Consider the following 26245-nt stretch of genomic DNA (forward strand, 5'->3'; position numbering starts at 1 on the left):
TATTACAACTCCGGCAGAAGTCTACCTTCCTTTTGTGCCTGTGAATAGGCATAAAAAGGTATTCCCTTATTTAGTCTCTTGTATCTGCGCTTTCTAACCAGAACCTGAACCTTATCATAAATAAACTCGTTTCCTTTAAGTGAGTTCTTGATCCTGTTCTTTAAACTATCTGAGTCATCCTCTTTAGTTCTCCACTCACCTGCATTTAAGTGAATAGCATAATGTCTTCCAGAAAGTGTTCCTATCTCAAATAATTCCTTGGGATAAATAACAAAATCCCCCATATCCTGGAATTTGTTATTTAGTAAAAGCTCTGGATAGTGCTTTAAAATGTAATAGGTATAATAGTAATTGCTGGTAGCATATCCATGAACATAAAGCTTATCGCCCTTCCACTCAAAGACCTTGCCCTGCCTTTTACCATCTACTGGAAGTATCACGCTGCTATCGTACATATCCATTATCCCCCGGATAAAAGGATTTCCCTTTTCGCTTCCAATAATGGCTGTTCCAATTGAGCAGTCAAAGATAAAATTCAGAAATGCCTTGTGCTTTAATAGCTTGTCAAAAGACTTATACACTTTCACATCGGTGTCCAAATAGATTCCGCCGTATTCATATACAGCCTTAAGTCTGTAATAGTCACCGATAAACCCAAGTTGCCTGTCCCTGAAGGTATTTCTCACAAACTCATTTTCATCAAAGGAACAATTACTCTCATCCCATCTCATAATGGTATAGCCATGGAGTCTTTCCCAGGTATCAAGACACTTTTTTAGATCCTCTGGAAGAGGTTTTCCCCCAAACCAGCAATAGTGAATGATCTTGGGTATTCTATTTCCATCTTCAGGAGCTATGTTCTTTATAACTTCCACATCAGTAGTCTGACTGATTGATGATGACATCGTAGAACGTTCCTTTCTCTTTAAGCTTGTCCTGTTCAAATCTGGTGCTCAACTTGTGAACCCCTGTGGTCTTTTTAAGACATTCAAATTTATCAGGATCATACTTGTCATAAATATATGTTGCCAAAACATGAGCCTGGGCCTGGCTTACTATAGGCATAGCCTTGTACTCATCCTCATAATACTCATTAACAATCGTTTCAAAAATATGATAGATATAATAATTTGATGCGCGGTTGTTGTCTTTCCAATATTCATACAAAAACTTCTGCAAAAGAGATAACATATTGTTATTGGTTGTGCTGTAAATAAACCAATTGTTCAGCTCCATTATCTCCGGGTTAAAACCAAAATAATAATAGCTGTACATGAAAAGATCAGCCTTTTCAACGTTCTCTATAAGATTTGCATCAGTCATAAAAACAGTTGCGTCAATCCAGAATCCGCCATGCTTTATAAGGATCTCATTTCTGATAAGATCACTAAAATGAGCATGTCCTATGATTCCCTCATCATGCTTTTTGACGATGAAATCTGGAAGCGAAGCGTATTCCTGATAGTTACTATCATCAAGCACTATAAAATGCTTATCCGGCATAGCCTTCTTCTGGCTCTCAAGGCACTTTTTTACAATATCAGGGGCATTATCAATTCCCTGAAGCCACATGAACCAGACAGTATCTTTGTTAGTTTTCTTTTCAAGTCTCTCCCAGGGCCTGTCCGCAGTGCATTTTACAAGGTATTTCTTTTTGAATCTGCGATAGAATATCATTCTGTGCTTCTGGCCAGCCATAACACTATACAGAAAACGTGTCTTTTCATCTGTATACTTCACATGCATCATTATCTGATCATAGATAGTACCCAGAAGCATCCTGTCCTTTATTCTGTTTATAAGCTTATTATCATAGCTTGGCATACTCAATAATTCCTCGTTTTATATATTTACAAGGATCCTTTGCTGGAACATATTCTTTTTTATCTGCGCAGAGATACAATGCAAATAAGACATACAAATACTTAAATGTCTGCAGTGAATCTGCTATATACAAATGCAGACAATAAAAAGCTGTTCCAATAAAACACATCCTGATGGCTGCAGAATGGGTCTTATATATATCGTAGGCCATACGTACCCCCATATATACCAAAAACAGGATGTAACTGACCATTCCCGGATATGCATATCTTACATATTCTGCAATGTAGAAATTATCTATGGAAACAATTCTTCTTCCATCCACCATACTCTTAAAGCCACGTTTTCTGCCTATTCCCAATATGGGGTTAAGCCATTCCACATGGAATATTCGTTTGAGCAGATCTCTATAAGCTTTACTCTGTCTAAGCTGCTGTAAGTTCGCTCCATATTTCACCGAATAAGTAGTATCAAATAATGAATCCACTAATGAAGTTATTTGCAGCATGACATAGGAGCCAAATGAAGTTTTTTGCAGTACAAATGTTAAAAAGGCAAACACCGTAAAGGATGATAGCAGCAGCATAGTGTTATGCTTTATATACTTAAAATCTGAAAGCAAAAAAATAGCAAAAATTTCACCCAAAGCCACTCCTAATGTTGACCTGGACCCAGTCATAAAAATGTTAAATAATAAAAGCCCCAAAAGTACAGGCCTTCTAAAGATATTGAGTTCTTCCTTCTCATAATCGTATGCTGCAAAAGGGAGAGCTGTTATCAGCATAAGGCCATATCCAAGAGAATGACCTGCATTACTCATTATCCTGTAGTGGCCACCTCTCAAATATCTACCAGTATAAATACCTTTTATAGTCACCAGATATGAAAAAGGCGAAACACTTGTAATTGATTCTATGACTCCCAAGATGACCAGCAGGTATATAAATCCAAGAAATATCTTTACAGACTGCTTAAATCCGAAGGTATCCCTGATAATATATATCAAAAGATACATCTCAAGAAACTCAATAAAAGGGTTAAGAAACGCATTAAAATCTACCCTAAGCACCATAGTGTAGAAAAGAACAATAAAATATGGAATAAGAACAAACCCCATCTTCTCTGAAACAATTATCTGTTTAAAAGAAGCTGTTCTTTCTTTATCATTGATTATAAAAATAGCAGCCACAATAATAGTTATTCTAACTATAGTAAGATCGAACAGAGGATTGGCGATTCCAAAATACTGTGGAAGCACGTATAGAGAAAACATATACGCAAGTCCCACTTTTCTAAACCACTCCCTCTCAAGGGGCTCTTTGAAATATTTACTTGTATTATTTCTCACATTTTCTGTAGTACCGATCATATTACTTTCTTCTAAGTGCCATTAGTAGTTCCACTGGGATAGACCTCTTCTTGTGATAGCAGTCCATATACCCAAGTAGTCTAATGCTGTTTAATATCTTTCTGTGTTCTATAAGATCAAGTCTTAGTCCAGTCGCTTTTATATGGCGGTCCATGAGTCTTGTTTTAAACTCTTTATTTGTTACATCACTATTTTCACTAATAAAGCGCCTAGTAGCTTCGTGACTCTTTTTTAGTTCAGTCAGATACCTGATCCTCTGCTCGTTCTTATGTTCCTTGTGAAGGGTCACATTGCTGGAATGAAGCCTTCTCTTAAGCGTAGTCTTATGGAAGAAATATAGCCTGTCCATGGAAAGAGCCAGTTTCCAAACATATTCATCATGAGCCCAGCCTTCATACCAATAGTTCTTGATCACCTCAAGAAATGATCTAGTCATGAGCATTGTACAGCCCTGACAGCCAATAAAGATGTTCTCTGAATTAAAGGAAAGCTTCTCTACTGAGCCATCATCTTTAAATCTGGCAAGTTCCCAGGAAGGTACATCTGGTGCATCCTTGCTGCATTTAAAGGGTTCAAACTCAGATCCCAAAAGAGCTATATCTTTGTTTTCCTCCATAATCTGTACCATGTCATGAACTCTGGTCCTGGTCCATATATCATCCTGATCACAAAAGAAAACATAATCACCTCTGGTTTCAAGCAGTGCACTTATAAAATTTGAAGCATATCCGAGGTTTTTCTCATTAACAGAAAACTTTACGATATCTGAAAGCCCCTTTGCCTCGATATACTTCTCCACAACCGCCGCTGAATTATCTTTTGAAATGTCATCGTGAATAATGATCTCATCCACTTTCATTGACTGATCCAAGATAGACTCAAGCTGCTCTATTATGTAGTTTTCCCCATTATAGGTGGCCATGGCCACAGAAATATGCGGCTTCATTTTTCCCCTTATCCGATCATCACTTTGGACAGAACAAAGGCATAAATACCGCAGTTCCATCTACCTACTGACTTTATATACACCCCAATCTTACCCTTAAAAAATTTATTCTTGCGGTAATATGGAAAATTCTTATTTACAAAATCAAAGGTCTTATCAAATAATTCCCTTCTCATGTATCTATTAGGAACTCTTCCTATTCTGCTAAGATTGCTGCAGAATGCTATTTTCACACAAAAGTACTCAAGCTCATCCTTGTACTGTCTAAAGATTGCTTTCCTATGATAGTAATCTATTATATTGTCCAGGACTTTAAAAATATCACCAACCCTGGCTCCAAGATTCTTTGTCATGGTAGAACTTGGTCTTACGCTGTAATACACAAGCTTTTCATCAAGATATGCGTGCTTTTTTATAAAGGGAAGAGCCTTTATATAAAAGGCAGTATCCTCATAGATCATTCCCTCTGGGAAAAAGACATCATTGTCTACAAGGACACTTTTTCTATATAGCTTATTCCAGGGAGAGACCTGAGGATCAAAAAATAGTTCTCTCACATCCTTGTGAGCTCTTATTGTTCCTCTGGTTCCTATTTCCCTGTATTTTGGAAAAGAATCATCCTCTGAAGGAAGTTCAAACATACTGTGATAATGGCACTCAGTAAGATCAGCATTTTCAGCCTTTGCAAGCTTATACAGCTTTTCAAACATAGTCACATCCACATGATCATCAGAATCAGCAAAACCAATATATTCACCTTTGGCCATCCTGATGCCATAATTTCTGGCTGTAGCCTGTCCACCATTACACTTGTGAAACACTCTTATAATATCTGGATACTTCTTACTATACTCATCACAGATTTCTCCAGAACCATCTGTTGAACCATCATCCACCAAAACTATCTCAAATTCTGAATGAGATATTGTCTGTCCTACCAGTGCATCAAGACTTCTTTTTAGATACCTTTTTGTGTTGTACACTGGCACTACTACGCTTACCATAATTTCCACCGTTAACATAATCCTTGTGATTATAATCTACTGACCTGACGTCCATTCCGTTATAAATAAATCCGCAAACATTTGCGCCTACAGCGTCAAGCTTTCTGATAATGAGTTCCTCACGCTCAAACCTTGTTACAAACTCTCTTATCACAACTATAAATGCAGTTGCCACATTAACAACCTCGACACCATCAGCCACTATACCGACTGAAGGTGTATCAATCACTATGACATCATAATTATTCTTAAGATCTGCAATCATATCCTTCCACTTTTCACTGATCAGAAGATCTGTAGGGTTAGGAGGAATAACGCCCGTAGTAATAACATCAAGGTTTTCCCTGGTGTTCGCATGGATATTCAGCTTTTTCTGCAGGCCTCCAAGATACTCTGACAGGCCATTCTTGGATTCTATGCCCAGAATCTGCGCTATATCACCATTACGAAGGTCTCCATCAATGAGAAGCGTTTTCTTTCCCATCATTGCAAAGCTAGTTGCAAGATTTATGCTGTTAGTAGTCTTTCCTTCGTCGTAATCTGCGCCTGTTACAGCAAATACAGGACATTTCTCGCCGTTGCCCATAAAGAGCATATTTGTTCTGATATCGTTGTAGGCTTCCCTTAGAACAAAGGGGCTATCATCTGACAGAATCACCTTAACATTACCATTTTCATCCTTTTCCTCCATTTGAGGAACGATTCCAAGTATTGGAATGTTGTATACATCTGTGATTTCATTAAGCCTTCTGTATCTTGTGTCTCTAAGTCCTCTAATGATAAAGAAGAATGCAGCCAAAGCTGCACCTGCAACCGCCCCAATAAGAGTCATAAGAGAAACGCTTGTTGACTCATAAGGTACTGTTGGAAGCTTGGCCTGATCCAGGACTTCAATACCACCAGATTTTACAACGCTGACTATTTTGTCAGGAGCAAGCTCGCCAATAGTATTAGCTATAAGCATTGCATTGTATGGATTACTATCATAAACCGTAACCTTAAACACCGCTGTACCTGATACTGCAGAAGCAGAAATCTCAGACCTTAAGATGCCAGGGGTATAATACACTGGATCAATACCAGACTTTTCTATAACTGACTCCAAAAAGCTATTACTCTTTAATATCTGCAGATAGCTGCTAAGAAGAGCCGAAGCATTGCCAACCTCTGATGATGAAAGATTAATTCCGCTATCATTGATATAATCCGGATTACTATATACATAAAAAGAAATCTGCGCTGCATAAGTATCCTGTCTCAACGCAAAGGTAGCGCCTCCTGCCAGCACTCCAAAAAAACAGTCCCACCAGTATCATATATTTGAGTTTGGACTTTATTATCCAGAAAAGTTTCTCTATATGAAAGTTGTTGATAATAGTTTTTAACACAATTACTCCTCCAAAAAATCAGATAAAATCAAGCTCACGAAGCTTTCCTAAAAAATCCTGAACAGACTCCTCACATTCCTGCCTTGAAACCTCATACTCAGACAGAAGCTTATCTATGATCTCACCTACAGTAATCTCTTCCTGGATAAGATCCCAGATGTCATTACCTGCGCCCTTTATCATGAAGTATTTGCCTGACTCAAAATCAATCATGACTTTTTCGCCAGAAAGATCTGTCACATTCAGCTGCTTTTTTAGTTTTACTTTTTCTGTCATCTCCACTTTCGTCTTCCTCCACCTTAATATGCTCCCTTTTTTGTTAAAAGAACTCCCACCGTCTTAAATAAAATCGCAATATCTTCTTCCAAGGTCCAGTTGTCAATATATTTCAGATCAAGCTCAACTACTTCGTCAAAGCTCTTGATATCGTTCCGCCCACTAATCTGCCAGAGCCCTGTAACTCCTGGCTTGATACTGATCCTCCTCCACTGGCCTCTCTTGTACTTGGCAACCTCATCGATTGTCGGAGGTCTTGTCCCCACAAGACTCATATCTCCCATTAGTACATTGATAAGCTGTGGAAGTTCATCTATACTGGTCCTTCTAATGAACTTACCTACCCTTGTTACCCTCGGGTCGTCTTTTATCTTAAACATGAAGCCGTCCATTTCGTTCTGCTCCATAAGTTCATCCTTGCGTTTCTCCGCATCCTGACACATACTCCTGAATTTGTACATGTTAAAGGTGCGGCCGTTTTGTCCGACACGAACCTGCTTAAAAATAACAGGCCCGGGAGAATCAAGCTTAATTGCTATCGCGGTTATCAGCATCACAGGCGATACAATTATGATTGCAATAAGACTGAAGACAAAATCCATCGCCCTCTTTATAGCCTGCTCATAACTGTTAAGTGTGATCGTATGATATGTGATAAGCGGGTATGTTCCAACAGAACTAACATAACTATTAGATCTGTGCATTCTGCGTGAGTATGAAACATCCATCACAACCTTGACAGTGACTCCCATTTCAAGGCACATGTCTATATATTGCTGTATCTGTTCAATATTGTCATCACTATGCTGTATAAAATAGACCTGATCTATCTCGTTATTCCTGACAATCTGCTCGATGTCATCAATAACTCCCAAGATATTGAACACCTTTTTATCAGGAAGCTCTCTATCCAGAATATATCCCACTTCCTCTACCTTGACGCTTGTCTTGTTCAGAAAATAATTGAACTTCTCGTACTCTTCAAAAGTACCAACAAAGGCCGCTCTAGGAGCCAGCCTGTCTGCAAATATCATTTGGAAAAATCTGCTGAATACCATATTGATGCATATGGCCACATATACCCAGAAAATAAAATGAAGATGAAATCTTCTGATATTGATATGAGGATTATAGACATACATAAGTCCCATAGTGATTCCAGTAGCCAGAATCCAGGACTTACTGATAGTTTTCCAGAACCTGTCCATATAGAAAAAGAAAGTCACATCGTATATTCTGGACTCTTTATTAGACAGGATATATATTGTACCAAAAACCACAACAAGCGCGAGACATTTTGGCTGTGTCGTTGGTAAGATCACATCCTCAAACGCCTTGCGCTCTATAAAATAAACAATAAAGAGGACTACAATATCCTCCATCATTTGTATAATATTTGTGTTTGCCCCTTTGTTACTGCGATTCATCGTAATACTGCCCCAACATCTTAGTATTAATCAAAGATATTGATAAATCTCATGATAGTCTCCTCTATATTACCACCCCTAAGTTCGTATGGTTTAAAGTCAAACGTCCTTGCTTTATCAATATAATCCTTTAATTCAGTTACCTCTTCACAGCAAAGAACACATCCCTTGGATGAAAATGCCTTCGCAATCTGACACTGATGATCGTCAACATGCTCTGCATACCTGTTCTTGCGTGGTACAACTATTATAGGCTTACCACAATTGATGCCTGTAATAATCGTTCCTACACCTGCATGAGTAATAAGCATGCTGCACTCCGCAATTTTCTTATTATACTCATCGGCATCCATAAAATCGGTATATTCACAGTTCTTGGGAACATAGTCTGAGTGACCCTTCTGAATATATATATCTTCAGAAAGGACCAAAGCCAGCTCATCTGCTGCCTTAACCAGTCTATTCATCTGAAATTTCTGCGTCCCCAATGTGACAAATATCAAAATATACCGCCTCCAAGCATCGACTTCGGATATTTCTCTAGCATATCCTCCCACTGTACCATGAATAAATCTGACATGTTATAAACAAGCTTACCAGTAAGAGATGGCTCCGTGACTCTTGCAAAAGACTCAACATAAACCACCTTGATACCAAGAAGTTTGCCTACCACACAGAATGGATATGCTACCAAAGCTCCGGTTGTAATTATAAAGTCTGGTTTTTCCTTGAGCAGAATAGAAAGCGTCTTAAAAAACAGCCAAATAAACTTTGGAAAAAATGTAATCTGCTTTCTGTTCATCATTGGAACAAGATACCTTTTTTCACAGAAATCCTTGATCTCGAAATCACTTTTCTCTGTTACTAAAAAGCAGTCATACATCCCCTCGATTTCCTTCAGACGGGAAATTTCCTCAAGATGTCCCCCTGAAGATGCTACGAATGCAATCTTCTTAACCCCTTTTTTCATATTGTCCTCCACATTCAGATACACGTCCCCAAACTCATGTGCATCTGACCCCTCATGTAAAAAACTCTGACTGAAAACCTCTTTTAAGAAATCTAAATATAAAAACTTACAATATCTAATTTATACCTATTATAATCATAAAATCTATCATATTTGTTAGAATTTTTGAATAGAAAAAACTAATAAAATTCTTGATTATTTTCAAGGTTTTATTGATTAGATTGCAATCAATCTAAAAAAGCCGTAAAATTAGATAACTTATTCAGATTTCAGGAGGATTTTTTATGCTCTTTACCAAAATGCACGGATGCGGCAACGACTACGTTTACGTAGATGGTGCCAGGGAAAATATTCCCCAGGATAAAAAAAGTGAGCTTGCAAGAAAAGTTTCTGACAGGCACTTTGGAATTGGTTCAGATGGCCTTATATTTATCAATCCAGTTTCCGATCCATCCATTGATTTTGAGATGGAAATGTACAACGCCGACGGTTCAAGATCTGAAATGTGCGGAAACGGAATAAGATGCGTTGCCAAATATGTATATGACAACAGACTAACCGACAAAAAGAACCTTGTAATAGTAAGTGCCGGCAAAAAGAAATATATAGATCTTACAATAGGTGATGACAACCTTGTGTCCTCAGTAAAGGTTGATATGGGTGCTCCTATCTTAAAGCCTGAGCTTGTACCGGTTTCACCTGATAAGCTTCAGGCAAATAGCAAGGAGACTACCGGATCCCAGTATTCCTCTGCAAACAGCTCTTTCCCTGATGCTGTGATAAATGCCCCTGTCACAATAGATGGCAAAGATTGGAATATCACCTGCGTTTCCATGGGAAATCCTCACGCAGTAGTTTTCCTGCCGGAAGATGTGGATCTTGATAGTTTCGATATTGAAGCCATTGGACCAAAATTTGAAAATAATGAGATATTCCCTAACCGCACCAATACTGAATTTGTAAAGGTAGACAATAGAGGCTCAGTCCACATGCGTGTGTGGGAAAGAGGCACTGGAGAAACCCTTGCCTGCGGAACAGGATGCTGCGCCACAACTGTTGCCTGTATTCTAAACGGTCTTACAGATGAAAGGGTTGATGTTCATGTTCTTGGAGGAATAGTTACCTGCTCCTGGAATGGTGACCTTGAGTCTTCCGTTATCATGGAGGGCCCTGCAACTACAGTATTTGCCGGAGAAATTGCAATAGACTGATCAAAAAAGACAACTGACCACTTTTTTAAGTATGATCAGTTGTCTTTCTTATTTTCATTATTTACTTTTCTCTTTACCTTTTTCACGAGCCACAATGTAAATTCTCTGGCTCTCAGCAGTTGGTGCCTTGTGAGTATCTGCATCAACTATAGTGACTAGCTCTAGCCCCGCTTCTTTCAAATAGTACTTCATATCCTCCACCGTATATCCTCTCTGATAATGTGTCTCCGAAAAACGCCTGAATACATCCTCCTCCCCAGAAGTCCTGACAAAAATAGTCAGATCGTATTCATTTATGTGCTCTTCTTCGTGATAGTAATTATCCCAAATAAAGCTGCAGTCCTCACGATTCTCCGCAATCGTAGCATCTCCTATCACATCTCTGTATTTGTAGAGAGTGTTGAAATCAAAAATAAATATACCACCCGGATAAAGGAAATTGTTAACAAGCCTAAAGGTCTCGATCACATCCTCATCCTCAAGCAAGTAATTGATGCTATCGCACACACTTACAATAGTTCCGGCAGTGCAGTACAGATCAAGCTCTCTCATGTCCTGCTCAAGGTACATTATATCTAGTCCTGCCTCTGATGCCTTGTTCCTTGCTATGTTCAGCATCTCTGGAGACATATCAATCCCCATGATGTCATAACCCTTTTTCTTCATGATCTGGGTAAAAGAGCCAGTGCCGCAGCCAAGCTCAACCACAAGATTTCTCTCCTGTAAAAGAGCTGCCTCTGTATCCTCTATAGCTTCCGCATCAGCCTCAGCTTCCGTACCTGCCTCTGCATTGCTCTCAATATAAGGCCTTGATATTCCATACTCGTCTATAAGCTCAGCAACATAGTCTCCCCACACTTCGTAGGGGGTCTCATCCATAAAGGTGTCATATACAGTTGCAAAATCTGAATATGCTTCCATATAAAGCTCCTACAATCAGCCAAAGGTTCCAACTAAAAGATTGGCAACCACAAAGCTTCCTACGCCCATGATAGTACCTGCAAGTGCAACACCACCGACTACTGCCATTACGCTCTTTTTAAAGTCCATATCAAGAATGCTGGCAGCAAGAGTTCCTGTCCACGCACCAGTTCCAGGAACCGGAATACCTACAAAAAGAAGAAGTGCCCAGTACAAGCCTCTTCCAGCCTTAGCCTGGAGCTTGGTTCCTCCCTTTTCACCTTTTTCAAGACAGAAAGTAAAGAATCCTCCGATCACAGGTTTCTCTTTGCCCCACTCAAGCACCTTTCTCGCAAAAAAGAAAATGAAAGGTACAGGAAGCATGTTGCCAATTGCAATAATAATATATGCAAGAAGCATGTTGAAATTTGGATCAGCAACCTTAATTCCCTGGGCAATCGGAATAGCTCCTCTAAGTTCAACAAGTGGAACCATAGCCCACAAAAAAACTATCAAATATTTCTTCAGCATTAAATAATCTCCTTTAGTACGCTGATAAGGGTATCCATCTCCTCATCAGTTCCTATGGAGATTCTAAGATACTCACTTATCCTTGGTAAATCAAAGCGACGAACTATTATATCATGCTGACGCAAATATTCAAATAGCTCCTTGCCAGGCCTGTCTGGGTGCATTGCAAAGATAAAGTTGGTCTTGGAATCCGCAAAAACAAAGCCAAGTTTAGAAAGTTCTTCCTTGGTTCTTTCTCTGGTCTTTATTATCATGCTCCTGGTCTTTTCAAAGTAGTCCCTGTCCTCGATTGCCAAAGCTCCCAGTTCAAGGCTTGGCATATTCATGGTATAGGAGTTAAAAGAAAACTTGGCATCGGACAAATATCCAATAAGCTTCTTGCTACCAAAAGCATAACCAATCCTCATTCCGGCCATAGACCTGGACTTAGAAAAAGTCTGGACTACCAGAAGGTTATCATACTTATCAATAAGAGGAAGCGCTGATTCTCCGCCAAAATCCACGTAGGCTTCATCAACGATCACAACCACATCAGGATTTCTTTTTACAATTTCTTCTATTGCAGAAAGAGAAAGCTCTACTCCTGTCGGTGCATTGGGGTTTGCTATGACAATGCCTCCATTTTCCCTGAAATAATCTGAAGGTTCTATAGTAAAGTCGCTCTTTAAAGGAATCTGCTCATAAGGAATCCTGTAAAGTTGCGCCCATACATCATAAAAAGAATAGGTGATATCAGGGAAAAGAACTGGCTTATTCGAATTAAAGAATGTCAAAAAGGCCATTGACAGCACATCATCAGATCCTACTCCCACAAAAACATTGTCCTTATCAACTTTATAAAAATCAGCAATTGCATTAACAAGGCGGCTGCAGCCAGGATCAGGATATTTCCTGAAGGCATCTGCATCCATATTTCTAAGCGCCTCTTCCACAGCAGGTGCTGGAGGATAAGGGTTTTCATTAGTATTTAGCTTTATAATATTCTTGATCTTAGGCTGTTCGCCTGGAGTATATGGTATGACTTTTCTAACATTTTCTTCCCAGCTCATTGTATTTCCTCTACTTTCTCACTTTCACGCTCTACTAAGATAAAGACATTCTACAACAAAAAAATCCGCCTCTCAAGTCCTTCTTGAAAGGCGGATAAAGTCTGAAATTATCAACCAGTAACTGCTGCAAGTACTGGTACTCTGATAAATGCCAGCGTTCCATAGCGTGTCATATCAACAACCACGTGGTCCTTGCGAATCTCTGCTGTTGGAAGCTGTACCCATTTACCGTTCTGAAGCTGATAAACAGCAATTGTATCGCCGGCAACCACACCTGGCATGTAGAAATTAACTCTTGCTGTCCTAAAGCCTACCGTTGATGAAACTGTAACACAGTTGATAAGGCCGCCCCTTACACTTCCTGCAAGAGTATTGGCTGATGTAAGTGTTCCCCCGTCAGGAACACCGAGTACAAAGGTGACATTACTTCTGCCGCCGTTTATCTCTACATGTCCGCCCTGGCCAATTATGTTGCCATTAAAGGAGACAGCGTTATTTCTAATTAGCTGCTGATTTCTGTAATCAGGTCCTGAAGAACCTCTTGATGGAGCTGGCGCACTCTGCTTGCTGTTTGCAGTTGCCTTTACAGCCTCTATAAGAGCTGAAATCTGTGCTGACTGGGTTTTGTTGGCCTGTTCAAGCTTCTCATAAGCTTTTTTCTGAGCCTCCAGTTCAGCCTTAAGCTGTGCAATCTCCGCCTGTGGACTGATAGAGCCCTCACCAGAATTTCCAGTGCCTGCTGAATCAGTAGCACAAACACAAATACTAGATGATACGATCATCATTCCTGCCATTACGAGAGCCAGAATCTTTTTCATTTTTCTACGCCTCCATACTTTCTTAACAACTTTAGAAATCATCAGGATCACCATAATCCACGTATCTGTCTATCTTCCCTGCCACATCTCCCACAAGGCATCCAACTACCACTAATTGTTTGCCTGAGGAAGGATCAACTGTCGAAAGTGTGATTATGAAATTGTCAGGCTGTACCTGGTTCTCCCAGCCCTCTCTAACTATTTTGCTCATGCTTCTTGAATAAATCTCATCCAGAAACTGCTGACATCCAGAAGCATAGCTAAAATCATATTGCTCAAGAAGCCTTGTATCTTCTCTTAGGTATGCGGCAAATGTGTAATAGATAAGCGCATTTCCTTTCATATATACGTAAATGTATCTATGTTCGTCAAAAAATTCCTGATCAAGAAACTTACACAGAGGTGCAAACATTGTGCCATCTGATGGTGATGAGCCGTGGAGCACTTCATTGAAGTCGCACATGTCATTTAAGTTTGCAGCTTCTATATAGATTGCGCCCTTAGGATCCTCTTTTCCCAGATAATCATGAGTCTGGTAAAAAGAATCATCTCCATCGCCCCTTTGAAGCACAGGATAATCAATCCCGGCCTCTGGTATCCTTATCCAGGCAAAGATATCACTGTTTTGCCTTGAAAGTTCGCTGACATCAACGTAATCAGAGCCCTCTTCCGTAGTTTTCTTACTGGAAGTCTTGCCACAGCCTGCTATCAGCGCAAGGCAAAGGCAAATAACTAATATTCTTACAATTCTATATCGGCTTTTTTTCTCCAAAACTTTAGTCTGCATAATCAACTTTTTCATAAAAAACTTCAATTATTGTTTTGTAGAGATCATCCTCATCCACATAGAATTCCTCATACTGGCCATTTTTCTGAGTTTCACCGTCTATCATCATAAAATCAGAGGCATCAAAGGAATATCTTGTCATATAAGGAGCAAGATACGAAATCTCGTCTGCTGTAATATCCGTTACCATCTTGTCACTTATTGCTGTAAAAAGATCTATGGCAGCGTTACTATTTTCCATGCTCATGGTCCTTGCTGCCTTGATAAATCCGTTCAGGTACTGGCGCTGTCTCTCAAGTCTCCTGTCGCTGGAGCCAAAGAGCTTAACATCTCTGCTCTTTACGTAGTGAAAGGCGCTCTCTCCTTCAAGATGGACCTGGGCTCCCTCAACCAGCTTACTATCCCATTTGGTCAGATCTTCCAGAACAGTCACATCTACGCCGCCAACAATGTCATTTATTGTAGAAATGGCGCTCATGTTGATAGCTGCATATCCATGGATTGGAAGCTGGTAAAAGAGATTTGAAACAGCCTTGACCTGATATTCACAGGACTCTTCCATTCCATTTCCAAAGCCATGCTGAACAGCAATCTGCGCGATAGTTGTAGTCATGTATCTGCCATAATCATCATAGATATCCACATCTGTCATGGTGTTTCTATTAATTCCAATGATCTTTATGCTCTCGTCGTGGGGATTTAATACCAGCAGGAAAAGAGCATCCGCCTGGCCACCATCTGTGCCCTCCTGCACCTCTTTTACCACCTCATCGTCCTTGTCTATTCCCATGATGAGAAAGGTAGTAATGTCCTCGTTGTAGTCATAGACATTACCGTTGTACCTTACCCAGTCGTTCTCCCAGACTGCACTGTTCTCTGCAGGTCCGCCAGCCATCTCTTCATCAAACATAGGTGAAGTGGTAGCCGACTTGGAATCCAGATTCTGTTTGCCAAATATCCTCATGGCTTCAAAGGTAGTAAGGCCGCCCGCTATAATGGTCATAAGAACCGCCCATACCACAAGGATTATTCTGCCTGTTTTCCTCATAAGCTATATTTCTCCAATCGCAGAATTCTATTCTCCCGTAACTTTTATCTATATGTTCTCTTATCTCCCTATCTTCACATATACTAGTATTCTTCATCCAATGACGCAGAACTACCCTCTGCGCTGCTATACATCTCACCTGAATCCCCAAAACTTAGATTAGGATACATTTCTTCAAGAGTTTCCTCCTCTGTCTCACCTTCAATGTCTTTTATATCAGCAGGAAACACTCTGGACTGCTTGGTGACATTGCCGCTATAATCTGCCACAGCATAGTAAACAACCGCCGTCTCAGCTTCTCTGTTTAAAACAACCTTTTCCACAACAATCCTGTTTGTCAGATCTCCATCTCTTGAATCATAGGCATTTATTCCAGCAATAAGATCAGACTCTGTGGTTGTGGAATCATACATAAGATTCAAAGCTGAAAATCTAAACTCCGGCTCCTGTCTGTCACTCCTACCGTAAGCAATTACGATAAGCGCAATCAATACACCGCTTAACATTGTAAAAAAAATCCCCAGAATATTTCCCTTCACGTTAATCTCCTGTAAGTCATCTTTTTAGTCGAAACTATAAATTAGATAAATTCTCAGTCCTTGCGCATTACTCCTGCCAGATAATTAAGTTCGTCCAGGTCATCATCAGAAGGCTCCTTTTCTGCACTAGCCTTTGGTTTGGACGGTACCTCAATATTATCTTCTCCGTATTTGCCATAGTACTTGCCATAATACTTGCCGTAATATTTGCCATAGTAGTTTCCATAATGGCCATAATATCCTTTACCTGTTATATCGACCTTGTTAAGGACAACGCCCAGCATCTTGGCTCCCGCCTTATCAAGCTGATCTTTTACCCTTTGGGCAAATCTGTAGCTTATAGCATTTGATTCTATGACCATGACAGTTCCATCGCACTGCTTGGCCACAACAGCAGCATCGATAACGCTTCCAAGAGGAGGTGTATCAATTATGATATAGTCAAAGACCTGCTTCATGTTTTCAAGGGCCTTGCCAAAAATCCTGCCTCCTAATAGCTCACTGGGGTTTGGTGGCACAGGGCCACTGAAAATAACATAGAGATTAGGAGTATCTGTCTCGCAGATAACGCTTGATAATCTCTCCCTTCCCACAAGGCAGTGGGTAAGGCCAAGGCGAACAGAGCCAGTCTTGTATCTTCCAACAAGTACCGACTTACGCATATCAGCATCCACCAGCACAGTCTTTTTACCTGCCTCTGCAAAGGCTCTTGCAAGAGCCATGGCAACTGTAGTCTTTCCCTCTCCAGGGGTACAGCTTGTGATGGATACCACCTTCACATTCTGTCCACTAAATTCGATATTACTTCTAAGGGTCTTATATGCCTCTTTTATCTGATAGTTATTTTCTGATTGGCTAAAATGAAGCTTGGCGTTCTGCATTTATCCCCCTACTTACTCTTTTTTGGCTTTTTCTTTTTCTTCTTATCCTGTTCATCCAGTGTCAGCGGTATAAGTGCCAGAGTGCTCATTCCAAGATATCTTTCCACATCATCATTGCTCTTTATTGAGTCATCCAAAAGATATCCAAGGATAGCAAAAAAGGCTACTACAACAGCTCCCAAAAAGCCTGCAATAACTGTCCATCTCACAACGCTGGGGCTTGACTTGGATGTAGGAACATTAGCTGTTTCCGCTACATTTATGGCATCAATATCCATAACGTTTGTGATATGTTCGCTGGCCACCTCTCTTATGCAGTTGGCTATCTTCATAGCCATAAGAGGATCTTCGTCTTTTACAGTGATAGCTACAATTCGCGTATCAGAAGGGGTATCAACCTTCAGAACCTCGTACAGATCCTTATACTCCATATCAACAAGATGAAGCCTCTGGATTACTTCCTCCAAAACTCTTCTGGATTTTATAAGCTCTGCATAGTCCTGTGTCAGCTGTGTAGATATCTGCACATCAGAGTACGTTACTGTCTGATTCTCCTCTTTGTTGAGAATATAAATCTTGGTGGTTGACTCATACTCAGGATGTATCACAAATTTGCTGAGAAATAGCCCTGATAGTGCAAAAAATACTCCAGCACTTATGATCAGAAAGGCTCTTCCCATCAGAACCGCAAATAATTCCCCAAGATTAATTTCTAGCACGTCGTCTTTGTTGTTCATCAATCTCCCCTGGTATTTACAATACTTCGTTGTTTATAACTGACATTGGGTTATCGTAAAAGATTTTTTGGCTGTAAGCATCTCCAAATTTTTTAGCCACATAATTTCTGCATTCAAGAATCTCTGGTGCCCTGCTCTTGCAGTCATGGGCATCTGTAGCCACAAAGTCCACCAGCCTGTTCTTTAATAGTTTCCTTGTAAAATGAGAAATTCCAAATCCGTATTTTCCCATCACACTTGATGCGTTGACCTGTATACAGCATCCCATATCTATTAGGTCCTCTACGTATGAATAATGGGATACAACATCTGAATATCTCTCAACATGGGCTATTATTGGAATGTAGCCTGCTGTCTGAACCTGATATATTCCGTTATGTATAGCTCTAAATGGGGTTGTGGGATGAAACTCAACCAAACAATAATCAGAGTCAGCCAGAGTACAGATCTTGCCCTTCTCAAGTTCCCTCTGGGTCTCATCACTATAGTAAATCTCGTTTCCAGAATATAGATGAATATGAAGTCCTGCCCTATCTGCCAGTTCCTGGAGTTTGCCGCAATAAACCTTGTTGTGCTCAGGACTTACATTATGATGCATTGGTTTGTGATGAGGAGTAAGAATAATGCGTTCAATACCATTTTTCTCCGCAATTTGCAGCATCTTCAGACTAGTCTCCATATCTGGTGACCCATCGTCTACACCTGGCATAATATGACAGTGAATATCTATGGATGATAGCATATCGCTCCTTGTTGTATATGTGTTTTATTCATTGTAATATCATAATCTCTTAACACGTTTTCATTATTGCGTTCAAGAAGTTATGGTATTACAAATTAATTATACACCAGTTTTTAGATCAGATGATATAAAAAAGTGCAACTGACAAAGAATCTCTCTTTATCAGTTGCACTCATGTTACCTTTTACCCTTATTTTTGTTGGATGCGATCAAGACTTTCCCTATGATTCCGCCTATACCCATAATAACAAATAATGCTGTTAGGAAAATCATTATTCCCTGGTCATCTACATATCTGGAATCAGAATAAACAATCTTACAACACAGTCCTGTAATGATACCACCTACGACTCCCATAGCAATAGATAAAGTACAATTCCGGTTAATTCCTTCAAGTCTATTCTTGTCGATGACAAGAAGAATTATATATAAAACTAGAAGTATCCCAACAATTATTGCTGTCATGTTGGCTCCATGTCTGCTTCCCTCAGAACTGCCAATTGTCATCTTCTTGCTCACGGGATTAACACGCACTTCCGAAAGTTCCTGATCTGGTGGATCGATTTGGCTGGATATAGTTTTAACATGCCACTCATCCTCATAATACCAGTGAACATTATAAGTATATTCGTAATATACACCTTTTCGGTTTACGACTTCCCTACTAGTTACATCCGTAATATAGGCAGGAGCAGTGTCATAATCACTCATTTCATCCGCAGACTGATATTGCATGATTGTAAGGCCAAAGAACATTACCGCACAAAACACACATATTAGTCTCATTGTGGCATAATCTTTTTCCACAATCATCCTGATTACTCTTGAAAAATCCGCCATTTGTCATTTTCCTTCTCTTAACTATTCTGATAATACTACTATAGCCGCAGGAAAATGAGATAAAAATTCCCACAACAGAGAATTAGTATACTCTAATTAGGCGAATTTGTTGAGCTTTGGATCATACTTGTACCCTATACCCTCTAGTTTACGTACTATTTCATCAAGCTCGTCTTTGCTAATATCAAGCCCCTCTGACAAGGCATCAAGCCCCTGATATTCATCTCGAAGCTTCATGTTGATAAAGCTAAGCAGCATTACTGGATCCTGTGGTATCATTCTTTTCTCCTTACTATGAAAGTCTTTTAATTCAGCCCTTCACACCTCTGGCTACAAGTTCTCCGTCTCTTACATCAAACTCTATAGTATCATGTGGATTTATCTCATCCTGAAGGATCAGCTTGGCTGAAAGCGTCTCCACATATTTCTGGATATATCTCTTAAGAGGTCTTGCTCCATAAATTGGATCATATGCATTGTCAATAACATAGGCTTTGGCCGCAGGAGTAAGAGAAACTGTAATCTCTCTGTCCGCCAGACGCTTGTTAAGATCTGCTATTACAAGATCAACAATGCCTCCGATATTCTCCTTGGTAAGAGGCTTAAACATTATGATCTCATCAAGTCTGTTAAGGAACTCCGGTCTAAAGTGAGCTCTAAGATCCTCCATGGTCTCTTTCTGAGCTTCGTCACTTATAGTGCCATCATCCCTGATTCCATCAAGAAGATACTGAGCACCAATGTTAGAAGTCATGATAAGGATAGTATTCTTGAAATCCACCGTTCTACCCTGAGAATCAGTTATTCGTCCATCATCAAGAACCTGCAGGAGAATATTAAACACATCAGGATGTGCCTTCTCAACCTCATCAAATAAGACTACCGCATAAGGCTTTCTCCTGACTGCCTCAGTAAGCTGGCCGCCCTCATCATAGCCCACATATCCTGGAGGAGCTCCGATAAGTCTGGATACGCTATACTTCTCCATATATTCACTCATATCAATCCTGACCATGTTGTTCTCATCGTCGAACAAGGCCTGTGCAAGACTCTTGGCAAGCTCTGTCTTACCTACACCAGTTGGCCCCAGGAATAAGAAGGAACCAATTGGCTTAGTAGGATCCTTGATGCCAGCCTTGGATCTCATGATAGCTTCTGAAACCTTTACAACGGCTTCGTCCTGGCCAATAACCCTCTGATGAAGCTCATCCGAAAGATGAAGGGTCTTATTTCTCTCACTCTCTGTAAGCTTGCTGACTGGAATGCCGGTCCATCTGCTGATGATACCTGCGATTTCCTCATCAGATACTCTTTCATGTACCAGAGTTGTCTCAGACTCTTTCTCTCTTGCCAATGCCTCAGCCTCTTCCAGCTGCTTCTTAAGCGCAGGAAGCCTACCATACTGAAGTTCTCCAGCCTTCTCGTAATCGCCATTTCTCTGAGCTATAGCAATCTCAGAATTTATGGTATCTATCTGCTCACGCATGGCAGCAAGCTTATCCACTGCCTCTTTCTCATTGGACCACTGAGCCTTTCTGGAATCGAATTCTTCCTTGAGCTCAGCAAGTTCTTTCTGCAGATTAGATAGTCTTTCCTTACTAAGAGAATCGTCCTCTTTCTTGAGAGCTGCCTCCTCAATCTGCATCTGCATGATCTTACGGTTAAGCTCATCAAGCTCTGCTGGCATGGAATCCATCTCAGTCTTGATAAGAGCGCAGGCTTCATCCACCAGGTCTATAGCCTTGTCCGGAAGGAATCTGTCTGAAATGTATCTGTTAGAGAGAACCGCCGCACTTACAAGGGCTGAATCCATGATTTTGACCCCGTGGAATACCTCGTATCTCTCCTTGAGTCCACGAAGGATACTGATTGTGTCCTCTACTGTAGGTTCATCAACCATTACTGGCTGGAAACGTCTCTCAAGGGCCGCATCCTTCTCAATGTATTGTCTGTACTCATTAAGAGTTGTAGCACCGATACAGTGCAGTTCGCCCCTTGCCAGCATAGGCTTTAACATATTGCCGGCATCCATAGCGCCATCAGTCTTGCCAGCGCCTACTATAAGATGAAGCTCATCAATGAAAAGAATTATCTCACCATCAGAGCCCTTAACATCCTCAAGAACTGCCTTAAGCCTCTCTTCAAATTCGCCTCTGTACTTGGCACCAGCCACCAGTGCTCCCATATCAAGAGAAAAGATTTTCTTGTCCTTAAGAGCTGATGGGACATCGCCACTAGCTATTCTCTGAGCCAAAGCCTCTACAACTGCAGTCTTACCAACACCAGGCTCGCCAATAAGAACCGGGTTATTCTTGGTCTTACGGGACAAAATCCTGATCACATTTCTGATCTCAGTATCTCTTCCAATTACAGGATCAAGCTTCTGACGTCTGGCCTTCTCCACAAGCTCTGTACCATACTTGTTAAGAGTATCATAGGTAGCCTCAGGGTTGTCTGTTGTAACATTCCTATTACCTCTGACCTCAGACAGTACCTGAAGGAATCTGTTCCTATCGATGCCGAACTGACTCAGTATCTCCCTGACTTCTCTATTAGGTTTCTTGATGATAGCCATAAAAAGATGCTCTACAGATACATACTCATCCTTAAGAGCCTTGGCCTCATCCTCTGCAGACATAAGTGCTTTGTTCAGGTCAGCACCCACATAAGGATTTCCTCCCTGAACCTTGGTCCTCTTGGCTATTCCCTGCTCGATTCTCCTGATAAAAGAATCCCTGTCTACGCCCATCTTCTCAACAAGTCTTGCAATGAGACTATCCTCAATGGTCATAAGAGCATATAAGAGATGTTCCTGTTCTATCTCCTGATTGCCATATTCCATAGCAATCTTCTCGCAGTTATTAACCGCCTCTATGGATTTCTGTGTAAATTTCTGAATATTCATAATGCCTCCCCTCCGCAGAGATATAATGAAACTCTTCCACTATCAGCTGCAAATATACTGTATATAAGTCAATGGTCCAGGACTCACATTAATGCAATATAAAAGATTGTTATTGTTGTTCTATTACAACTATAACAATCCTTTTTTCTTTTGTCAACTCCCTCAAATCTCTCACAGCATTTCAAATATCTTTTTGCCCAGCTCTGGATACTCGTTCTCTACCTTTGTCATATATTCTATCAAGTAATCCTGAAGGTTATCCTGTCCTAAGTTATTGCCTCTTTCCATCTGCTTCTCAATCTGCTCCGCCGCAAAATACAGCAGATCCTTATCGAATTCTTTGTAAAGGCAGTGATCTATAACTTCAAAGAGACGAGGGCTTTTAATTGCTCCTAAAGCTTCGATCAGATTCTGACATTTATACGTATCATTGACGAATTCACCTCTTAGATACGCATCTATCAGTTCATCATTTATTTCATCAAAATAATCTATGCTTGCACATTCTGACACGGTAGGATACTCATATGCCAGTTTTTTGGTATCAAAGTCAAACTCAGTTTCGTCATTAGTAGTAACCGGTTCTAATCTGATAACTTTTTTAGTCGCGACATGTACGCTTTCAATCTTTCTTTCGTCTATCCATGGTTCTGAAAAATTGAAGCGCGCATCATTTGCTATAAGAAACTTTTCTTTTTTCTTATTTACATCTTGCCAAACAGTATAACTACATCTTGATATAACAACTGCTCTGACTTTTCTGTGTTCCATAGCAGCTGCCATTGCCTTGTGATGCCCATCCAAAAGAGCTGTAAGATTACCGTCCATGTAATACGCAATAGCCCTGGCTCCAGGCTTATCTCTGTAATATTCAGCCCGTTCCTTGTTAAACTTGGCTTTTGGCTGGGTAGCAATGGTAAAATGAGGGGTTAATAGTCCCCATTCACAGGCTCCTCGATAATAGACACATGACCCAGTCATTGGAATATCCTCATTAGGAAAATCCCAGAAAAGATTACCATTTCCATCTGTTGGATAAAGCTCCGTATCCCACAGAAAATAGTAATCAGACTTAAGTAGTCCAAGTAGCGGCTTCATCTGCTCAACCACAGCTTCAAAATCTGAATCTTCGGAATTTATGGCGTCAAAAGAAAACTCTTTTGTCTGCTCAAGATTATATCCGCTCTTAACTATCTTCTCGCAGGTTGGACAATAATACTCCCCACCTTGAAGCTGAAACAAGGTCTTGTCTCCAAACATTAAATTGCCGTAGCAATACTCTGTAATTTCATTTGTGTAGGCTTCCCGAAGCAGTCCCTTACCATTTTCCACAAATATAGCCACACCTGGAGCAAAGAAACCATTACCTTTTTTCCAGCTGTGCAAAATGCTTACTGTTGGCTGTCGATTGATATCTGGTTCGCTGGCTACCTGCTGCTTATCGTTTATTGATTCACTTGCTGCAGCACTTCTAGTCTCGCAATCCTGATTTTCTTTTATCTCCGAAAAGCTTTTATCAACAAAAAACCTGAACAAATCTTTAAGACTCATGCTCCCTCCTGTCTCATGGCGCAGTCCACGTTGCCGCACGCACTGCACAGTCCAGGTTTATGAACTGGCTCTTTTGAAAGTGGTACTGCAAAAAGCACACTTTTCTTTGGAATCAGCACAAACGCCTCGTTGTAGGTTACAGCCTTCTGCCCAAGAAGTCCCATAAGCTTTGGAACTTCAGACATTGGAAGCCTGTCTTCCCCTGCAAAAGTGTAATTACCTGCATACATTCCTGTTAGTTCATGGAGCTTTTCATCAATCTCCGAATAAGCCCTGGACAAGAGCTCCAGACCTATGCAATCAAGAATATAAGCCCTGTGGATATTTTCCTTTGTATCAGAAAGAAAGCTGTCCTGAAACTCGTCAAAGGCCTGACCGAGAGTAACCACCACTAACGCTTTTCTTGCGCAGTTCGTAGCATCTTTTTCCACAACTTCACCATTGTCGCCAAGAAGGCAATAGTGGAACTGAGCGTGAACCCTTGGCTCAACCTTTATGTAGAGCTTTTCTATCTCATTTTTATCTTGTTCTTTAAAGTGGTATCGCCTTGAAAAGTCTGACATACAGGCCTCATCCAGTGATACCTTAAGTGGAGTAAAATTCATTTATTTAATGAGTTCCTTATATTCATCCTGATGAGATTTAATGTACTTTAATACGCGTGTCGCTGTCAAATTCTTAATGTTTTTGCCAAGCCATTCTGTAGTAGTATATTTATCGCAATAATAGTAGCTTGAACCATATTCGTTCTTTTTTCCTCTGCTGACTACAGCAATCGTATCTGATCCGTCATCCAGTATCAGGATCGCATCTCCAATATCATCGCCGTTTACTTCACAGAATAGTACTTCCTTTATTTCATATCCTGCAAGATCTACATTCTCCATCCATGTACCTACAGTTTTTCCGGTCTCATTGCCTTCTATTATCTGAATATGTGGACGTGTACAACCATCATGAACATTCACAGAAGATGAAACAACATATTCAACCATTTCATCTGATCCATCCACAGGGGCAAGGAAGGTCTTATTTCCATATTCTTCCTCCCAAAGCTGACGGTTTGAATAAAAATGGAATGGATTTGCGGGATTCCCTGTTCCTATAAGTGTCAGGCGAGTTGCAGGTTCGCCATATCTGCCTTCAATAACAAGCTGTACTACAGGACCATTCTTAACTCCCTTTAGGATAGTCACATCTAAATTAGTAACATCACTGTACTCCAGGAAGCACATATCATACTCTTCTACATATACAAGCCCCCGAATTTTTTTCAGATCAAAATTAACAAGTCCGGTTTTTCTCTCTATATCTGCCCTGACATCGTCTCCTTTATATGCAGCAAGATCGTATTCTACATACTCTTCGCCAATTGCCTTAAGATAAGCATCTTTGGCCTCTACAGAGTAATCATCTGTATCTATTCCTGCCCCTCCATAGAGAACACTCCCCCAATTCACATCTTCAGGCTGCCTATAAGTTGTAAACGTAAACCCAACATAACCATCTCGCTCAAGGAAAGCTTCATAGTCCTTAAGCTCACTTTTTGTAAGCTCTTCGCCTTCCATCATGCCCTCACGGTCATAGCCAAAAATAGTCTCGCGCAGAACAACATATTCATCTGCTGAGATAGGTGTCTCATCCTTGTAGTAAGACATTGTTCCATCCGCTTCATCTATAGCATCAAGCCTGAAGGACTCGGTAATCTCTAAATTTCCATTATATTTATCAAAAATATATGCAGTTCCATTGCCAGCAGAGCCATAATGGATAACCCAGTTAGCGCCGTTATAGTACTGATTAGTACACTTAATCTCTGTACCTTCGCCCTGTGCAAAGCATACAACCTTGCCATCCTTGCAGTCGAAATACATATCCCCATAAACCATGTTATTAAGGATAAATTCAAGTTCCCCATCATTATCCAGATCCAAAGGCTTTTTCACAGTCATTGCACTGGTAGCATCTGTAAAGTCTTCAAATTCATAATGACTTGCATCAATTGTTTGTGTATTGCCACTTTCATCAGGAAGAGTCTCTGCCATGATCTCTCCCTGGCAAAACAGCCTGAACAATTCTCCAGGTGTAAGGTCCATTGGATTATTCTTGTATTTAGTCAAAAGATCTTCTTCAGGCTCTTCTTCCTCAATTATTTCCTCTACCTCTTCAACAGTAGCTGCTTCTGGTGCCTCTTCTTTCACTTCCTCTTTTCCAGGTTCAGCTACTGACATATCTTCCACTGAGGCCTCCGCTTCTGATTCGACTCTAATTGGTTTTTTCCCCAGTTCCTGTAAATCACATCCTGTTGCTGTAACCATGATTGCGCCAGCTAAAAGAGCTGCACTGATCCTTTTCATTTTTCATTTCCTCCCAACAAGGCTTTTTTATTCTATCTTTTATACATTCACCCGCCTTGCTTTGTTTCACACAAATGAAACTATATCAAAATATCAACTATTCTAACATAGAAAAATCTTCCAACTATCTGATCACTTTTTTGCC

Annotated in this window: 27 protein-coding genes; 1 reads left to right on the forward strand and 26 read right to left on the reverse strand. The window is 40.3% G+C overall.

From position 1 onward, the window contains the following. Positions 1 to 2: 2 nt before the first annotated feature. The 10 genes from G631_RS20125 to pssD all read right to left on the reverse strand — a co-directional run bounded on the left by G631_RS20125 (position 3) and on the right by pssD (position 9204). Entirely contained in the window at positions 3 to 905 is a 903-nt protein-coding gene (locus G631_RS20125; protein WP_051196971.1) for a glycosyltransferase family 32 protein, read from the reverse strand. Beyond that, complete coding sequence (locus G631_RS18385) at positions 877 to 1824, reverse strand: capsular polysaccharide synthesis protein (RefSeq protein WP_051196973.1); 948 nt, start codon at positions 1822 to 1824, stop codon at positions 877 to 879. Before G631_RS18385 ends, G631_RS20125 begins: the two co-directional genes overlap by 29 nt. Beyond that, on the reverse strand, positions 1811 to 3193 hold the full coding sequence (locus G631_RS0106880) for a hypothetical protein (RefSeq protein WP_026488822.1): 1383 nt from the start codon (positions 3191 to 3193) through the stop codon (positions 1811 to 1813). The genes G631_RS18385 and G631_RS0106880 overlap by 14 nt, the downstream gene beginning before the upstream one ends. A gap of 1 nt (position 3194) precedes the next feature. Continuing rightward, a complete protein-coding gene (locus G631_RS0106885) occupies positions 3195 to 4139 on the reverse strand; it encodes a glycosyltransferase (RefSeq protein ID WP_026488823.1) in 945 nt (314 codons plus the stop codon). An 8-nt stretch (positions 4140 to 4147) separates the two neighbouring features. Next, a complete protein-coding gene (locus G631_RS0106890; RefSeq protein ID WP_026488824.1) occupies positions 4148 to 5143 on the reverse strand; it encodes a glycosyltransferase family 2 protein in 996 nt (331 codons plus the stop codon). Further along, complete coding sequence (locus G631_RS0106895) at positions 5085 to 6404, reverse strand: polysaccharide biosynthesis tyrosine autokinase (protein ID WP_026488825.1); 1320 nt, start codon at positions 6402 to 6404, stop codon at positions 5085 to 5087. Before G631_RS0106895 ends, G631_RS0106890 begins: the two co-directional genes overlap by 59 nt. A 145-nt stretch (positions 6405 to 6549) precedes the next feature. Further along, the gene (locus G631_RS0106900; RefSeq protein ID WP_035789499.1) at positions 6550 to 6807 is read right to left on the reverse strand and encodes a lasso peptide biosynthesis PqqD family chaperone; all 258 of its coding nucleotides are present in this window, start codon (positions 6805 to 6807) and stop codon (positions 6550 to 6552) included. A gap of 23 nt (positions 6808 to 6830) precedes the next feature. Further along, entirely contained in the window at positions 6831 to 8234 is a 1404-nt protein-coding gene (locus tag G631_RS0106905; protein WP_026488827.1) for a sugar transferase, read from the reverse strand. 26 nt (positions 8235 to 8260) lie between these two features. Further along, the gene (gene pssE / locus G631_RS0106910; RefSeq protein WP_255345394.1) at positions 8261 to 8791 is read right to left on the reverse strand and encodes a PssE/Cps14G family polysaccharide biosynthesis glycosyltransferase; all 531 of its coding nucleotides are present in this window, start codon (positions 8789 to 8791) and stop codon (positions 8261 to 8263) included. Continuing rightward, positions 8734 to 9204 carry a PssD/Cps14F family polysaccharide biosynthesis glycosyltransferase gene (gene pssD / locus G631_RS0106915; protein ID WP_026488829.1) on the reverse strand — a complete coding sequence of 157 codons (471 nt, stop codon included), beginning with the start codon at positions 9202 to 9204 and terminating at the stop codon, positions 8734 to 8736. The genes pssE and pssD overlap by 58 nt, the downstream gene beginning before the upstream one ends. A 284-nt stretch (positions 9205 to 9488) precedes the next feature. Here pssD and dapF point away from each other — a divergent pair, with 284 nt between their 5' ends. Beyond that, positions 9489 to 10415, forward strand: coding sequence for a diaminopimelate epimerase (dapF, locus tag G631_RS0106920; RefSeq protein WP_026488830.1), 927 nt, complete (start codon positions 9489 to 9491; stop codon positions 10413 to 10415). Between the two features lie 57 nt (positions 10416 to 10472). Here the strand turns inward: dapF and G631_RS0106925 are convergent, their stop codons facing one another. From G631_RS0106925 to G631_RS0107000, 16 genes are all read right to left on the reverse strand, one after another. After that, positions 10473 to 11336, reverse strand: a complete 864-nt coding sequence (locus G631_RS0106925) for a class I SAM-dependent DNA methyltransferase (protein WP_026488831.1) — start codon at positions 11334 to 11336, stop codon at positions 10473 to 10475. A gap of 15 nt (positions 11337 to 11351) precedes the next feature. After that, positions 11352 to 11846: a COG2426 family protein gene (locus G631_RS0106930; protein ID WP_026488832.1), complete on the reverse strand. Its 495-nt coding sequence runs from the start codon at positions 11844 to 11846 to the stop codon at positions 11352 to 11354. Then, positions 11846 to 12895: a histidinol-phosphate transaminase gene (hisC, locus tag G631_RS0106935; protein WP_026488833.1), complete on the reverse strand. Its 1050-nt coding sequence runs from the start codon at positions 12893 to 12895 to the stop codon at positions 11846 to 11848. Before hisC ends, G631_RS0106930 begins: the two co-directional genes overlap by 1 nt. A gap of 110 nt (positions 12896 to 13005) precedes the next feature. Next, the gene (locus G631_RS0106940; RefSeq protein ID WP_026488834.1) at positions 13006 to 13713 is read right to left on the reverse strand and encodes a hypothetical protein; all 708 of its coding nucleotides are present in this window, start codon (positions 13711 to 13713) and stop codon (positions 13006 to 13008) included. Positions 13714 to 13744: 31 nt separating this feature from the next. Continuing rightward, entirely contained in the window at positions 13745 to 14515 is a 771-nt protein-coding gene (locus G631_RS20130; protein WP_026488835.1) for a class B sortase, read from the reverse strand. Beyond that, a complete protein-coding gene (locus tag G631_RS0106950; RefSeq protein ID WP_026488836.1) occupies positions 14490 to 15548 on the reverse strand; it encodes an LCP family protein in 1059 nt (352 codons plus the stop codon). Before G631_RS0106950 ends, G631_RS20130 begins: the two co-directional genes overlap by 26 nt. Before the next feature lie 83 nt (positions 15549 to 15631). Further along, on the reverse strand, positions 15632 to 16087 hold the full coding sequence (locus G631_RS0106955) for a hypothetical protein (protein ID WP_026488837.1): 456 nt from the start codon (positions 16085 to 16087) through the stop codon (positions 15632 to 15634). Positions 16088 to 16140: 53 nt separating this feature from the next. Further along, complete coding sequence (locus tag G631_RS0106960) at positions 16141 to 16968, reverse strand: polysaccharide biosynthesis tyrosine autokinase (protein ID WP_026488838.1); 828 nt, start codon at positions 16966 to 16968, stop codon at positions 16141 to 16143. Between the two features lie 8 nt (positions 16969 to 16976). Beyond that, complete coding sequence (locus tag G631_RS0106965; RefSeq protein ID WP_026488839.1) at positions 16977 to 17705, reverse strand: YveK family protein; 729 nt, start codon at positions 17703 to 17705, stop codon at positions 16977 to 16979. A gap of 16 nt (positions 17706 to 17721) precedes the next feature. Continuing rightward, positions 17722 to 18447: a CpsB/CapC family capsule biosynthesis tyrosine phosphatase gene (locus G631_RS0106970; RefSeq protein WP_026488840.1), complete on the reverse strand. Its 726-nt coding sequence runs from the start codon at positions 18445 to 18447 to the stop codon at positions 17722 to 17724. Between the two features lie 177 nt (positions 18448 to 18624). Then, positions 18625 to 19287, reverse strand: coding sequence for a hypothetical protein (locus tag G631_RS0106975; RefSeq protein ID WP_026488841.1), 663 nt, complete (start codon positions 19285 to 19287; stop codon positions 18625 to 18627). A 96-nt stretch (positions 19288 to 19383) separates the two neighbouring features. After that, complete coding sequence (locus G631_RS0106980) at positions 19384 to 19566, reverse strand: DUF4250 domain-containing protein (RefSeq protein WP_026488842.1); 183 nt, start codon at positions 19564 to 19566, stop codon at positions 19384 to 19386. A gap of 31 nt (positions 19567 to 19597) precedes the next feature. Continuing rightward, positions 19598 to 22192: an ATP-dependent chaperone ClpB gene (clpB, locus tag G631_RS0106985; RefSeq protein ID WP_026488843.1), complete on the reverse strand. Its 2595-nt coding sequence runs from the start codon at positions 22190 to 22192 to the stop codon at positions 19598 to 19600. 171 nt (positions 22193 to 22363) lie between these two features. After that, positions 22364 to 23743 (reverse strand): hypothetical protein, encoded by a 1380-nt coding sequence (locus G631_RS20135; RefSeq protein WP_051196977.1) that lies wholly within the window; start codon positions 23741 to 23743, stop codon positions 22364 to 22366. Then, on the reverse strand, positions 23740 to 24348 hold the full coding sequence (locus tag G631_RS0106995; RefSeq protein WP_026488844.1) for a hypothetical protein: 609 nt from the start codon (positions 24346 to 24348) through the stop codon (positions 23740 to 23742). The genes G631_RS20135 and G631_RS0106995 overlap by 4 nt, the downstream gene beginning before the upstream one ends. Next, positions 24349 to 26100 (reverse strand): hypothetical protein, encoded by a 1752-nt coding sequence (locus G631_RS0107000; RefSeq protein WP_026488845.1) that lies wholly within the window; start codon positions 26098 to 26100, stop codon positions 24349 to 24351. Between the last annotated feature and the right edge of the window lie 145 nt (positions 26101 to 26245).

It is taken from the genome of Butyrivibrio sp. XBB1001, assembly GCF_000424505.1.
In the GTDB taxonomy this organism is placed as follows: Bacteria; Bacillota; Clostridia; order Lachnospirales; family Lachnospiraceae; genus Butyrivibrio.

Coding starts and splice junctions, on each gene's coding strand:
- G631_RS20125 (WP_051196971.1), bottom strand. CDS start 905: ATGTCATCATCAATCAGTCAGACTACTGATGTGGAAGTTATAAAGAAC.
- G631_RS18385 (WP_051196973.1), bottom strand. CDS start 1,824: ATGCCAAGCTATGATAATAAGCTTATAAACAGAATAAAGGACAGGATG.
- G631_RS0106880 (WP_026488822.1), bottom strand. CDS start 3,193: ATGATCGGTACTACAGAAAATGTGAGAAATAATACAAGTAAATATTTC.
- G631_RS0106885 (WP_026488823.1), bottom strand. CDS start 4,139: ATGAAGCCGCATATTTCTGTGGCCATGGCCACCTATAATGGGGAAAAC.
- G631_RS0106890 (WP_026488824.1), bottom strand. CDS start 5,143: ATGGTAAGCGTAGTAGTGCCAGTGTACAACACAAAAAGGTATCTAAAA.
- G631_RS0106900 (WP_035789499.1), bottom strand. CDS start 6,807: ATGACAGAAAAAGTAAAACTAAAAAAGCAGCTGAATGTGACAGATCTT.
- G631_RS0106905 (WP_026488827.1), bottom strand. CDS start 8,234: ATGAATCGCAGTAACAAAGGGGCAAACACAAATATTATACAAATGATG.
- pssD (WP_026488829.1), bottom strand. CDS start 9,204: ATGAAAAAAGGGGTTAAGAAGATTGCATTCGTAGCATCTTCAGGGGGA.
- dapF (WP_026488830.1), top strand. CDS start 9,489: ATGCTCTTTACCAAAATGCACGGATGCGGCAACGACTACGTTTACGTA.
- G631_RS0106925 (WP_026488831.1), bottom strand. CDS start 11,336: ATGGAAGCATATTCAGATTTTGCAACTGTATATGACACCTTTATGGAT.
- G631_RS0106930 (WP_026488832.1), bottom strand. CDS start 11,846: ATGCTGAAGAAATATTTGATAGTTTTTTTGTGGGCTATGGTTCCACTT.
- hisC (WP_026488833.1), bottom strand. CDS start 12,895: ATGAGCTGGGAAGAAAATGTTAGAAAAGTCATACCATATACTCCAGGC.
- G631_RS0106940 (WP_026488834.1), bottom strand. CDS start 13,713: ATGAAAAAGATTCTGGCTCTCGTAATGGCAGGAATGATGATCGTATCA.
- G631_RS20130 (WP_026488835.1), bottom strand. CDS start 14,515: ATGAAAAAGTTGATTATGCAGACTAAAGTTTTGGAGAAAAAAAGCCGA.
- G631_RS0106950 (WP_026488836.1), bottom strand. CDS start 15,548: ATGAGGAAAACAGGCAGAATAATCCTTGTGGTATGGGCGGTTCTTATG.
- G631_RS0106960 (WP_026488838.1), bottom strand. CDS start 16,968: ATGCAGAACGCCAAGCTTCATTTTAGCCAATCAGAAAATAACTATCAG.
- G631_RS0106965 (WP_026488839.1), bottom strand. CDS start 17,705: ATGAACAACAAAGACGACGTGCTAGAAATTAATCTTGGGGAATTATTT.
- G631_RS0106970 (WP_026488840.1), bottom strand. CDS start 18,447: ATGCTATCATCCATAGATATTCACTGTCATATTATGCCAGGTGTAGAC.
- G631_RS0106975 (WP_026488841.1), bottom strand. CDS start 19,287: ATGGCGGATTTTTCAAGAGTAATCAGGATGATTGTGGAAAAAGATTAT.
- G631_RS0106980 (WP_026488842.1), bottom strand. CDS start 19,566: ATGATACCACAGGATCCAGTAATGCTGCTTAGCTTTATCAACATGAAG.
- clpB (WP_026488843.1), bottom strand. CDS start 22,192: ATGAATATTCAGAAATTTACACAGAAATCCATAGAGGCGGTTAATAAC.
- G631_RS20135 (WP_051196977.1), bottom strand. CDS start 23,743: ATGAGTCTTAAAGATTTGTTCAGGTTTTTTGTTGATAAAAGCTTTTCG.
- G631_RS0106995 (WP_026488844.1), bottom strand. CDS start 24,348: ATGAATTTTACTCCACTTAAGGTATCACTGGATGAGGCCTGTATGTCA.
- G631_RS0107000 (WP_026488845.1), bottom strand. CDS start 26,100: ATGAAAAGGATCAGTGCAGCTCTTTTAGCTGGCGCAATCATGGTTACA.